General features: G+C 41.1%; 11 protein-coding genes. 6 read left to right on the top strand and 5 right to left on the bottom strand.

Annotation, left to right across the window (positions count from 1 at the left end):
• The first annotated feature begins 139 nt into the window (after positions 1-139).
• From PQO05_RS04040 to PQO05_RS04025, 4 genes are all read left to right on the top strand, one after another.
• Positions 140-1,312 (top strand): Fic family protein, encoded by a 1,173-nt coding sequence (locus PQO05_RS04040; protein ID WP_273631372.1) that lies wholly within the window; start codon positions 140-142, stop codon positions 1,310-1,312.
• Positions 1,313-1,424: 112 nt separating this feature from the next.
• On the top strand, positions 1,425-3,929 hold the full coding sequence (locus PQO05_RS04035; RefSeq protein ID WP_273631371.1) for a mechanosensitive ion channel domain-containing protein: 2,505 nt from the start codon (positions 1,425-1,427) through the stop codon (positions 3,927-3,929).
• A 33-nt stretch (positions 3,930-3,962) separates the two neighbouring features.
• Positions 3,963-4,865: a LytR/AlgR family response regulator transcription factor gene (locus PQO05_RS04030; protein WP_273631370.1), complete on the top strand. Its 903-nt coding sequence runs from the start codon at positions 3,963-3,965 to the stop codon at positions 4,863-4,865.
• Between the two features lie 105 nt (positions 4,866-4,970).
• Positions 4,971-6,122 carry an acyltransferase family protein gene (locus PQO05_RS04025; RefSeq protein WP_273631369.1) on the top strand — a complete coding sequence of 384 codons (1,152 nt, stop codon included), beginning with the start codon at positions 4,971-4,973 and terminating at the stop codon, positions 6,120-6,122.
• A 64-nt stretch (positions 6,123-6,186) separates the two neighbouring features.
• On the opposite strand, the gene PQO05_RS04020 is transcribed toward PQO05_RS04025, so the two are convergent.
• Complete coding sequence (locus tag PQO05_RS04020; protein WP_273631368.1) at positions 6,187-6,612, bottom strand: hypothetical protein; 426 nt, start codon at positions 6,610-6,612, stop codon at positions 6,187-6,189.
• 90 nt (positions 6,613-6,702) lie between these two features.
• Positions 6,703-7,608: a transglutaminase domain-containing protein gene (locus PQO05_RS04015; protein ID WP_273631367.1), complete on the bottom strand. Its 906-nt coding sequence runs from the start codon at positions 7,606-7,608 to the stop codon at positions 6,703-6,705.
• Between the two features lie 211 nt (positions 7,609-7,819).
• Here PQO05_RS04015 and PQO05_RS04010 point away from each other — a divergent pair, with 211 nt between their 5' ends.
• Both PQO05_RS04010 and PQO05_RS04005 read left to right on the top strand, forming a co-directional pair.
• On the top strand, positions 7,820-8,872 hold the full coding sequence (locus tag PQO05_RS04010; protein ID WP_273631366.1) for a sensor histidine kinase: 1,053 nt from the start codon (positions 7,820-7,822) through the stop codon (positions 8,870-8,872).
• Positions 8,869-9,582, top strand: a complete 714-nt coding sequence (locus PQO05_RS04005; protein WP_273631365.1) for a LytR/AlgR family response regulator transcription factor — start codon at positions 8,869-8,871, stop codon at positions 9,580-9,582. Before PQO05_RS04010 ends, PQO05_RS04005 begins: the two co-directional genes overlap by 4 nt.
• Before the next feature lie 37 nt (positions 9,583-9,619).
• On the opposite strand, the gene PQO05_RS04000 is transcribed toward PQO05_RS04005, so the two are convergent.
• The 3 genes from PQO05_RS04000 to PQO05_RS03990 form a co-directional block, all read right to left on the bottom strand.
• A complete protein-coding gene (locus PQO05_RS04000) occupies positions 9,620-10,525 on the bottom strand; it encodes a helix-turn-helix domain-containing protein (protein WP_273631364.1) in 906 nt (301 codons plus the stop codon).
• Between the two features lie 90 nt (positions 10,526-10,615).
• Positions 10,616-11,170, bottom strand: a complete 555-nt coding sequence (locus tag PQO05_RS03995; RefSeq protein ID WP_273631363.1) for a carboxymuconolactone decarboxylase family protein — start codon at positions 11,168-11,170, stop codon at positions 10,616-10,618.
• Between the two features lie 304 nt (positions 11,171-11,474).
• Positions 11,475-12,977 carry a DUF1254 domain-containing protein gene (locus tag PQO05_RS03990; RefSeq protein ID WP_273631362.1) on the bottom strand — a complete coding sequence of 501 codons (1,503 nt, stop codon included), beginning with the start codon at positions 12,975-12,977 and terminating at the stop codon, positions 11,475-11,477.
• Positions 12,978-13,111 lie beyond the last annotated feature (134 nt).

The raw sequence follows: 13,111 nt of genomic DNA, 5'->3' as shown, positions 1-13,111 counted from the left end.
GCGCAAATATTTTTGCGTAACATTGCAATTGTTATTCAAAATAACTTACAAACAAATACCTAATAAACAAGTAATTATAAAAAAAATTATGAATTGTTAATTTTAACAAGTTGAAATAATTTTATTAAAACAGAAAATAATGACATCAACTTTTCGCCATTCAGATCTAAATATAATAAAGCCAACGTTTGATTCCCCTGTTACTGACCTCGTAATTGATTTAGAGAAATTAAGAGAACGCAGATTGAGCGGCACAACTCATCCCCAAATCTTCTTTCAACTAAAACACATCTTTCATCTTTTAGAAAGCATAGGATCTGCCAGAATTGAAGGAAATAATACAACAATTGCTGAATACATTGAAATTAAGATAGAAGGGAACAATGATGTATCTGAGCAAATAAGGGAAATTCAGAATATCGAAAAAGCAATGATATTTATTGATGAGAACATAAAAGACAATTCGATTAATAGAGCCTTTATTAGCGAAGTTCATAAACTTATTGTAGAAGATTTAACCCCACCACCAAATGGAGAAGGAGACAAAACTCCGGGAGATTATCGAAAGCACGATTTAAGCATTACCAAATCTACCCACAAACCACCTTCATGGATGCTTGTTGAAAATTACATGAATGAATTAATAAATTTTATCAATACAGATCAAAGCCCTAAATATGATCTTCTAAAAGTAGCAATAGCTCATCATAGATTTGTATGGATACACCCTTTTGGAAATGGAAATGGCAGAACTGTGAGATTATTCACTTATGCGATGTTAGTAAAACTTGGCTTCAACGTTAATATTGGAAATAGAATTTTAAATCCTACTGCTATATTTTGCAGTGATAGAGAAGAGTATTATGAACATTTAAGCGCTGCTGATACTAACGAAGAAGCTGGCATACTTCAGTGGTGTGAATATGTTTTAAATGGTTTAAAAATTGAGATCGAAAAGATTGATAAATTATTAGATTATAATTATTTAAAACAAGAGATTCTTTTTCCAATGATTGATTTTTCTGCTGAACGAAGAATCATTACTGAAATTGAGGGCAAAATATTAAAAGTTGCGATTACAGAACAAATTATACAAGCGTCGGATATAAAACACATTTTTCCGGATAAATCACAATCCGAAATCTCTCGTCAGATTAAAAAATTAATTGACAAGAAGATGCTGATACCTGCTGGTGCTGAAAATGCAAGAAAATATGTGATAAGATTTGATAACAATTATTTATTAAGAGGCATTATAAAAGTTTTAGGCGAAAAAGGATTTTTGCCTATTGCAGAAACCAAAACTTCATAATTCCAATTCTTTCAAAAAACCACATTTCAATATTTTTTTCTATTTTACTATCGTAACCCGATTATATAGAGCCGGCGCGTCCCCAGCCAGCTGTTTACGTCATAAAAAAGATATGAAGTTGGTTTCTGTAAGTTTCACAAAGTATCTGATTGCTCTACTTATCACATTTGTAGGGTTCACTGCCGCTGCACAGCAAAAAAACGCTTTACAGCCTACCGATTCTGTGCCGAATGATTATGTTTCGCGGATCAACAAAATCCAGGAGGAGGAAGCCAAAAAAAGCATGGCCGATTACCGGCGCGAAAAGGAAGAAATAAAGCAGCAGCAGTTGATGGAGGACATGAAAAAGCTCACTCAAAAGGTGAAAATTTTCATTAAAACCGGTATTGATTCGGCAGCCATTGACCAGGAACTCGAACATATTAAATCAGTGGCCGATTTTGTTGGCGATGGCATTTTTACCCACAAGGGTACTGCACAAACCTATCGTAACCTTACAACTTCATCAAAAATATTAACAGAACTACTAAGCCAGGTTGATGCCCGTAAAAAGGAAATAGATGCATACGAAAGAAACCTGATCAATTTCAGGCTTAAAACAGACTCTATACAGGCCGACCCAGCCGTATACCATTTCCCGCAGGATTCTGTACAAATAGGCAATTATCTGCATAAACTCAGGTTGGTGGTTAAGGATATTGCCCCTACTGATACTGTTTTAAAATACGCTACCAATAACGTACACAAGCTACAGGAAAAGCTTAACCTGGTATCCAACCGGCTTAACAATAACCTGGCAGAAATTGAGGATTACCAAAAAACCCTCGCCTCAAAAACATTTGAGCGTGAGTTTCCAGATTTAGGTGCCGATGTGGGATACACCCGCCCGTTCGATCAAATCATTCACTTCTCGGTAATTAAAACCAATCTCATTTTACTGTTCTATGCCGAAGATAACGCAGCCCGTATTTTCCTGATCTTTATTTGCATCGCCATTTCTACATTCTTTCTGCGGTCGCTAAAGCAGATTATTAATCACGAGGACAGTGAAAATAAATCGCTCGCAGGTGAGTTGGTGCTGCATTACCCGTTTTTATCAGCTGTTGTTATTGTGCTTAATCTTGGTCAGTTTATTTTCCCAAGCCCTCCGTTTGCCTTTAATTGCTTGTTCTGGCTTATATCATCCGTATGCCTCACCTTCATTTTCAACCGCTTTATATTGAGGTTTTGGATGGTGGTTTGGCTTACCTTCCTGGCATTTTTTATACTAAGCTGCGGCGATAATATCATTTTACAGGCAACCCGCACCGAAAGATGGGGTATGCTTGCCCTGGCGATAATCGGTGCGCTATTTGCCCTGTTTGTATTAATAGCAGGCAGGAAAAAAGAATTGCGCGAAAAATTGATCCTCTATTTTATTGCACTGGTGTTAGTACTCGAAATACTGTCTGTTATCGCTAATATTTATGGCCGATATAATCTTGCCAAAAGCCTGTTAACCAGTGGGTATTTAAGTGTTATTATCGGCATTTTGTTCTTGTGGACTATCAGGCTTATTAATGAAGGCCTCTATATTGCATCAACCATCTACACCCAGCAAGACCGTAAGCTGTTTTACATCAACTTTAACCGGGTTGGCGAAAGGGTACCCGCCCTATTTTACGCCGCACTTATTTTGGGCTGGTTCATTTTATTCGGGCGCAATTTCTATGTGTTCAAATTTATATCAGATCCGTTAAAGCAACTCTTTTTTGATGAGCGCACGGTTGGCAGCTATACCTTCACCATCAATAACCTGCTGGTGTTTTTCGTTATTTTATCAGTGTCGATTCTGGCCTCGCGCATTGTTTCCTACTTCGTATCAGAACAAAACACAGGCCTGGTAACGGGCGATGGGCAGCGGAAAGCCGGTGTGGGTAGCTGGCTGTTATTAATACGCGTATTTATTATCAGCACGGGTTTGTTTTTGGCGCTTGCTGCGGCGGGTTTCCCTATCGAACGGATAACACTTATCATAGGTGCACTGGGTGTGGGTGTGGGCTTCGGCTTGCAAACACTGGTAAACAACCTGGTGAGCGGGCTTATTATAGCTTTCGAAAAGCCGGTAAACGTAGGCGATATTGTGGAGATAGCCGGACAGGGCGGCACCATTAAATCAATAGGTTTCCGCAGTAGTATTATTTCCAAATGGGATGGCCCGGATGTGGTGATCCCTAATGGCGATTTGCTCAATGCCCATTTAGTAAACTGGACTTTGGCCGGCAGTAAAAGGCAAATGGATATTGTAATTGGCGTTGCCTATGGTACCGATTTACAAAAACCACAGCAAATACTCTACGATTTGATGGATGCTCATGAACGGATCCACCATCATCCTAAGCCAGTGGTACTGTTCCTCAACTTCAACAGCAGCTCTATCGACCTGAAGGCTATTTTCTGGGTACGTGATTATAAAGAAGGCTCTACTGTAAAAAGTGAATTGATTAAGGCAATTGATGTGGCATTTAAACAGAACGATATTGCAATCCCCTTTCCGCAGCAGGATGTTTATATACACCCGGTTGATAATAATGAACCGGATGATGAAGCAAAGCCAAAAACAAACAAAACTAAATAGTAATTTTATGCTGATAAAGGATTGTGTTAAACTATGGCTTACATTAACCGGCAGCAGCTATTTGAACAGGTTGAGTACCCTTTACGGTATAAACCCGGCAACCTCGTTAAGGCCTCGGTAGTGCTGTTTAGTATTGCATTCTTTTTTCTGCTACTATTCGAACCATTCGGCGTGTACAGGCCCGAGCAAAAGTTTAACTACTTAATTATTTGCGGCCTGCATGCACTATCGCCTACATTAATTTTCTACATCTATTTTAGCGCACTTAATTATTCCAGGAAAAGAAATGCTGCATCCGAAACGTCATCATGGACTATGTTTCAGGAGTACGCCCACATTGCCGTTATTTTACTATTAGTAGGGATCGCCAGCTTCTTGATGCGCGATTTTATTTACGACAACCCTTACAACTGGTCGTTACGCTATTTCTGGGAAGAAATAAGGAACTGCTATCTGGTAGGGTGCCTGGTTTATATACTGCTCACATTTGCCAATTTCTATTTCCGGTCGAAAAGCAATTCTGCCCAGGCTCTCCTTTTCCCAATCTCCCGTGATACCGAAAACACAGCCGAAGCCATCACCGAGATCTTCATCAAGACCCAGGTTAAGCAAGACGATTTTAGTTTTATTGCTACCCAACTGCTTTTCGCCAAAGCAGAAGGCAATTATGTGGAACTCACGCTTTGCAGTAATAGCAGCGTAACAACAGAGCTCAAAAGAATTTCGCTCAAACAATTCGAATCTCAGATTGCAGCTCATCCATTCTTCTTCCGGTGCCACCGGGCCTACCTGGTTAATATGGCACAGATAGAAAAGGTGACCGGCAACTCGCAGGGGTACCTGTTATCCTTCAATGGCACTGCCGATAAAGTCCCGGTTTCGAGGGCTCAACTCAACAGCTTTAACGGGCTTTACCAGCAGCTTCGCGTAGCATAATATTGCCCGGCTTGTTGCTCGTCACAAAGTTTAGTTGCCGGTAACAAGTGGCTGCAATGGTGTTTAAAGATGCTGTAGGTTTGAAACATGATAGCAATTAAACCCATGTCAAACCCAACTGAAACATCAGCACCGGCACAGCCTCAGAAGCTATTCTACATTGATAATATCCGGATAATTTTAACCGCACTGGTAGTACTGCACCATGTTTTCGTCGCTTACGGTGCCCCAGGCGGCTGGTATTATTTAGAAAAAACGACTAACATGGGAGCGCTCATCCCCATGACTATGGTTGTAAGCATTAACCAGTCTTTCTTTATGGGCTTTTTCTTTCTGCTGGCGGCTTACTTCACCCAATCCTCGTACGACAGGAAAGGCGCAGCACGCTTTTTATCAGATCGCTTGTTACGGCTTGGGGTACCTTTACTCTTTTATTCCCTTATCTTTTCTCCGTTCTTAATTTACCTCGTTTATTATTTTGCCGAAGGCCACCATACACCCTACCTGCAATACCTGGGCGGGTTTGACGACTGGGTAGATTTTGGCGTACTTTGGTTTGTTGCCGCATTACTCCTGTTTACGTTTGTTTATATAATATGGCGAAGCATTACGCAAAAGGCCACAGCGCATACAAACTTGCCCGTACCTACCACAGGCCGTATTATTTTATTTGCGTTAACACTAGGCCTAATCAGTTTCCTGGTAAGGATTGTATTTCCTGTGGGATGGGTACTTAAGCCGCTGGGCTTTCAGCCGGGGCATTTTACGCAATACGTCGGGTTGTTTATTGTGGGGCTACTTGCCTACAAAAACAATTGGTTTAATGAGCTGCCTGCCCGCACCGGTAAACAGATGGGTTTGTTCGCCATATTGTTATTCCTGTTTTTCCCGGTTTTTTATATCATTAAGGCAAAGCTCAACATGCCTATTTCCTGGTTCTCGGGCGGCTTTCACTGGCAAACGCTGCTATATGCCGTGTGGGAACAGTGCATCGGCATCTCCATCATAACCGCCTTACTCACCCGCGGAAAAAGACTGTGGAATAAGTCGACGCCATTTCTTGCTAAACTGTCACGCTCTGCTTTTGCGGTTTATATATTTCATCCCTTAGCCATCATTTCCTTGTCGTTAATTGTACGGAGCTGGGCTGTTGATCCAGCGGTAAAATTATTAGTGGTAACCCCTTTAGCCGTGCTATGCAGCTTTTTAATAGGCAGATTGATTGTGTTGATTCCAGGAGTTAAGAAAATCATATAGCTTTTAAAAAGTAAAAGCCACCGGGCAACCCGATGGCTTTTACTTTTTGCGAATAACTTGAGTTTTATTTCTCTGTAACCTGGCAATCTTTAGCTTGCTTGGCTTTTGCCAGCAACGGTTCAGCCGAACTTTGTGTAATCTCCTGGCAAGTAATTTTATCTACGTAACCGGCTTCGGTACTTACCACACTAATATAGTTTGCCTTGCCTTCGGCCACTGTAAATTTTAACGGGGTCGATTTTTTACCGTTTGAAATACCACCGCTTACCACACTAATGGTATGGTCGCCAACGCTAATATCGTGTATAGAAAAGCTTTTATTTCCCAGTTTACAGATCAGTTTATCATCCAGGTAAAACCTGTAATTAACTGCCGAACCAGTATATCCGGTAACGCGGATCAAATAAACCTGCCCCGTTTTAGTCTGTGAAAATGCGCTTAGCGAAACTGTAATACAAAATAGTACTGCTAATAATTTAATTGCTTTCATAGAGTTAAGATATAAAGTGATCAATTCTATTAATTCGAATTAGCCTCAATATATCATTTTTCAACTTAAAACCGATCTTTCATAACACAATTATGGTTTCTGCCAAAACAAGAGATCATCATTAGTATGATAGTTTATCACCAGATAGTTGCGGTGTTTGTGCGTTTCAAAGCCATCTATTCCAGGTTCCTGGGCACCGTAAGGTAACAATTCAACGTATTCAAGGGTTTTGCCTTCTTCCCTGGTCTGCGAATCCCAGGCACTGTTTACAGGGCATATCATGCGGTATAAATGCTGGGCCATAAACTGGTAAAGGTAGACCTCTTTTTTATCCGGTACATGATGATAATTTGCTGTTGCGTTTAATACCAGTGGGCGGCCATCAATAAGCCGTTCCCTTACTTCTGTAATGCTTAAAAAGTTGCCTTTTTCGTCTTTTACATAGGCATTGTCTTGCGGGTCTACATAAATCCATTTATGTAAAGAATCAATATATACCGAATTAATAACATGGCCGCCTTCAGGCGTTGGATACTTCGCCGAGAAGCAGATAACGCTGCGCGATTTAATACCCATCGACAGAAATATCTCGTTCATGGCAATAGAAAGCGGGTAACACCCCGCAGCATATTTTGTACTGCGATAAGTTTCAATGATATTTTTGGCCGTCAGCACATCCAGGGGCTTAACATCATCATGCGGTACCTCATCATGAAACCATTGCAACAAACGGAGAACACGAGTTACTTCGCTGCCTTTACCGGCAATAGAATCCAGGTGATAGTTTTTACGAAGCTCGGTTAGATGAGGATCATCGGGAGATTGGTAAGTAAATGCCGGGAAACTTTGGGATTCGCCACGGTGATAGGGTTGGCTTTTTGCCAATATAGCCACATAGTTTGATGAATCTTTTTGTGCTGCATGCACTATCCCCGGGCACAGTACCAACAAATAAACAGCTACTCTGCTTAACTTTAAAACGGATCTGATTTTCATATTCAAATAATTAATTCTGATTTTTTGTGCAAATAAAGGCGGTGGTTATTTCAGTTTTTAGATTTTTAGATCAACAAACGTTTGGTTACCGTGGAAAGACTGTTTAGTACGACAATTGGAAAAAACAACATCTATCGTTAATTGACGGCGGGAAAACGGACGTTCGTCGAAAAAAGCACCTGATTATTAAAAGAATGTTCAATTTTGAATAATGAAGATCAAATGGCAGGCAAAATATAAAGCGGTTGTTCCACATCTGTTGTTTTGGTTGGCTTATATCTTTTACCAGGCTATTATATACGGCTGGGAAAATACGGATGCGCTTACCTTTCAGCCGGGCCAGGCATTGTTTACGGCAACTTTGCCCGTTAATATTTTGCTTACTTACCTTAACCTCTACGTTTTAATGCCCTTGTTTTATTACAGGCAAGAGTATGTGCGATATGCCATTTCACTGGTGCTGATATTACTGATCGGCGGTATTTTAGCCAGATTTTTAACGCACACCTTTATAGTGCCCTGGGAAAAACTGCATAACCCTGTACGGTACGGTCTGGAAAACAAGAACTTCTGGATCCCGGTCAGAATATTAAGGTTATCGTTAGAAACCTGCCCGCTCATTGCCGTAACGATGGTGATCCAGCTAATGCGTAATGCTTACGAGCGTGAAAAAAATCTCCGCGATTTGCAAAAGGAAAAGTTTGCAGCCGAAATGGCCTTATTAAAAACACAGATTAACCCTCATTTCTTTTTTAATACACTGAATACGCTCTATGGACTGATCCTGAAAAAATCAGAAAAGGCTGCAAAATTTGCTCTCCGGCTTTCTGATCTGATGCATTACCTGCTTTACGAAGCCAGTGCCGAGAAGGTGCTTTTGACAGACGAGATCAGCCACCTCGAAAATTACATCAATGTAGAGCAGATGCGGTTTGCCGACCGGTTGGAACTTTCCTTTCAATTTTCTGGCGAAATTACCGGTAAATTAATTGCGCCATTAATATTGCTACCATTTGTAGAAAACGCATTTAAACATGGTATCAGTAATAACAGCGGGTGGATTACTATCAATATTAACGTTGTACAAAACCGGCTCTTTTTAAATGTCGAGAACAGTTGCCCCATCAACTCGCAAATCAGCCGGGGTGGCCTGGGGCTTAATAATGTTAAACGAAGATTAGAATTAACTTATCCCGGCAAATATGACCTTCAAGTATCACCCCAAACTGAGGTATTTGAAGTAACCCTTAAACTTTATTTATGAAAAAAATAAATTGCCTGATAGCGGATGATGAGGAAATAGCCAGAGGTATTATTGAAAGCTATGTTAAACAGCTGGATAGCTTAAACCTGGTGGGTATGTGCTCAAACGGTGTAGAGGTTTATAATGCCTTAGAAAAACAGCCCGTGGATTTGCTTTTTCTTGATATTGCCATGCCCCATCTAACCGGCATCGATCTGCTACGCACGCTGAAAAATCCGCCTGCTGTGATATTAACCACCGCATTTCGTGAATTTGCACTGCAAGGGTATGAACTAAATGTGGTAGATTATTTATTGAAACCGGTGTCGTTCGAACGGTTCATCAAAGCGGTAGAGAAGGTTCAATCCAAAACGGGTTCTCAATTGACAGAAAACAACTCTATTCAAAATAAAGACAACGAGCTCGCATTTATTTATGTCAAGTCAGACAAAAAAATGGTAAGGCTTGCGTTAAAAGATATTTTATACATCGAAGGCTTGAAGGATTATGTGAAGATATATATGCCCGATCGTTCGATTATCACCTATCGCACTTTAACCTCTTTTGAAGAAAAGCTTTCTGCCAGCCAATTTTTAAGAGTACACCGCTCTTATATAGTTTCTTTAAATCATATCAGCGCTTACACTGCAACAGAGATTGAAATAGGCAAAGCTATTATTCCTATCGGCAAAGCTTATGCTAAAGAAGTTTTGAAATTATTAGAAGCATAAAGTATTGCATTCTTTCTGCACTGACAAAAACACGTCACTAATTCTTCTCAAAATCGCGCCCGCCAATGCCTTCTGCGCGTGCATAGCCTACCGTATCGCGATACATCTGGGGCGATACATCGGCATTGCTTTTAAAGAAACGGCTGAAATAAAATTCGTCGTTAAAGCCCAGTTCGTAGGCTATCACTTTTACAGGTTTTGAAGTAAGATAAAGTTCGCGCTTGGCCTCAATAATAATACGCTCGGCAATAAGGTTGGTGAGCGTACGGTTAAAGTGCATTTTACTTATGCGGTTAAGCGCACGGGCCGAAATATTCAGCAGATCGGCATATTCGCCGGGGCTGTGTTTGGTTTTGTAATGCTCTTCAATAGCATCCTGTAAAGTTTTAAGGATAAAGGGCTCCTTTTCTGTTTTAAATGCTTTGGGCAACTGGTTTTGGTTTACCTTAATACGCGATGCATTGATGAGGAATATTTTAAGATATGACACCATCAACTCATACTGCGCCAGTTCGGGGTTATGCATTTCGGCTTTCAGCTCAGACACGATGTTGAGTAGGGTCTGCGCTTCAGGCTCCGCCAACTGCACTAAAGGTGATTCGTAAATATTATTAAATAGTACCCCATTACACGATACCTCCTGCTGATGCCTATGGATACAGAAAAAATCGGGGTGGAAATTAATGAGCAAACCTTCAAACTCACCGTCGGCCTTAATCATAAAAGGTTGGTAAATGGCAAAGCACATCAGGCCTTTCTCAGTGAAGTCATATTCCGAAAAATCGACCCACAACTTACCCTTGCCTTTGGTAACCAGGATTATAGAATAGTAATTATAATTCTTCAGCGCCTCAAAGTAAGAGTCGTCATCAAAAGCATAGATCTGGAAAGCCAGGGCCTTGCTGTTGGGATTAATGAGCGTATGTGCAGTTTGGGCAGTCAAAAGGATGTGGTGCTAAAAAAAACCGAATTTAAAGAAGAATGGATAAATATGGCAAAAGATATTTATCCATTCTGCGGGCTAAAGTCATTATTAAATAGCGGCTGATTCAACCAGCTCGGCTTCAGGAAAATCTACTGTAATTTTTGCGGCATTGTTAAAATAGTTGGTCAGCAGGTTAAGGCCAACGTGGGCTATAATTTCGGCAATGGCGCCTTCGTTGTATCCGGCATCTTTCAGGGCGTTTACATCGGCATCATTAACACGGCCGCGTTTTTCAACAATAGTACGGGCGAAATTTAGGGCTGCTTCAATTTTAGCATCTGCCGATTTACCTTCACGGGCAGCGGCAATAGTATCAGCATCAATATGTACCAGTTTTTGGCCGATGAAGCTATGTGCAGCGTTACAGTATTCACAGCTGTTGGCATTGGCTACAGTAAGAGCAATCAGTTCGCCCAATTTACCGCCGATTGAACTTTCGGCCAGTGCGCCGTTAAAAGCTAAATAGCCGTTAAGCGCTGCAGGCGAATTACCTAAAGTGCGCATCATATTGGGTACCATACCCAGTTTGCCTTGAATGGCGTTAAATAAATCTTTTGATTTTCCGGTTGTGGTTTCTGGGTTAAGGGCGGTTAAGCGTTGCATTTTTTTATCGTTTTTGTTTGTCGTTATTGACATTACAAAGGTGCAAAGCCTGCCAACGCTGCAACATGGATAAAGGTAGCCAACGCATGGACAATTGTACACTTGCCGGGGAGATGGACAGAAAAACAAAGGATTTTTGGACGAAGGATTTTGGACAAAAGACCTGGAGACAAAAGACAATACCTTACTATGATGCATGAATTTATTTTTTTCAGACCCCATATCGATAATCTTGTCAAGATAAATTTAATTATCCACGCAGAAACTTTGTGAGAGGCACTGCGTGGATTAAGAAAACATATTTCTATTTCACTTTTACAACCGCAGGTGGTGTCCAGCTATCATTAAGGGCGCTTTCTTCTGGCCAGTAACATCTTACATATAATGAGAAAATTTCTTTAGGCGCAGGCAGCCAGTTGCTTAGTTTAGAAGCATCGGGTGGTGTGCTCTGCACATAAATAGTGAGCGAACCATCGGCATTGTATTGCAGGTTTTTATTTTTTGTGCCGAGCGAATAACGCTTTAACTGGTTAGGTGAAAAAAAGTGGTGTTGATTGTATAAGGTAAGCGACCAAAAACCTTTAACAGGTGGGGTTTCGCCCTTGGCAAAGGTTACCGTGTATTTGCTGTTTCCGCTTAATCTTGTACCTGCAGAATCAAGATCCTGGTAAAAATATTTGGTTTCAACGGGTTTGTTTACAAATATATTTGCTTTGGCGCAGGCTGATCTTGTTAAATAATCTGTACCAAATTGTGCGCCATTTCGCTGGGTAGTCCAGTTATATTTAACCGGGTACCCCACATTCACAAATTGAAACAACGGGTCGATCATGTTTTTATCCGCCTCTGCCGCAGCTTGTTTCATCACAGCCATAATGTGTGGGTTTTTCTTTGCTGCAGTCAGTATAGCTTGTATTTGTCCATACAACGCCTCTTCTCCAGGCCTTAGTGGCACTTCTTTCAATATAGCGGGCAGTTCATCAAAAAACACGTCCGGCTTTACCCATTTAGTTTCTGTCTCGCCAGTCGCACTTGCGTCTGCCGGAAATTTAGGGGCTTTGCTCCAGTCTTTTGTTTTCATTTTGCCATCAAACTGGCTTAAAGGGTACATCAACACCTGTTTAATTACGGGTTGTATCGCAGCCTTATCAGCAGGATCATCACTCTGAAAGGCGCGCGGGGCTACAACCCCTAAATCTGTACTGCATTTAAATACTTTTACAATACCATCCGGTACTTTACCTTTCCAGTGTGGCCCGGTTAATAAATAAAATCCGGGCTTACTCCCGTACATTTTGCCAAGCGACGCATAACCATCAGTACGTTGGTCACACATCTGATAAACCCAAAATCTATCCCCAAAATCGGGCACTTGTATTATAACTGCATCCTTTGTAAAATCGGTAAGGCCAAAACCATAAACTACATCCTGGTTTGGGCAAGCCACTGCCCGTTCTTCGGGCGCAACATAGTCTGTTAACATACAGATCTGGTTTGATGGCGCTGCGGGCACAATGCCTCCCACATAACCAGGCTCCGGCAGTTTTTCAAAAAGTGCCTTTCGGTTATGCAGATTGGTCATTGGCCATCCCCACAGATAAGCAATTGCGCCTATATGCCTAACATATTCGTCTGTCATTACGGTATTAGGCACCGGGCCAGGCAATACGTTTTTTACAGTTTTGGTAATCTGCACGCTGTCCGTAATGGTAGTTGTACTATCAGTTGTTTTAGTGTCGGTGCTTTGTTTTTGCCCACATGCCGCAAGCAATGAAACCGGAATAAGAAGAATCAGTAATTTTTTCATGATGTGTTAATAGAGTTGGTCATTCCAAAATTAAACGCACGGGAAATGAGGCGTGCACATTAGCACGGATTTGCAGTTGCAGTTTTCAATATGCAACCAAGTTGGGCAGACTTAATCCCGGCAAATCTTCGTTG

The organism is Mucilaginibacter jinjuensis (genome assembly GCF_028596025.1).
GTDB classification, from domain to species: Bacteria; Bacteroidota; Bacteroidia; order Sphingobacteriales; family Sphingobacteriaceae; genus Mucilaginibacter; species Mucilaginibacter jinjuensis.
The sequence above is the reverse complement of the archived record's forward strand: the minus strand, read 5'-3'. Positions and strand labels throughout refer to the sequence as shown.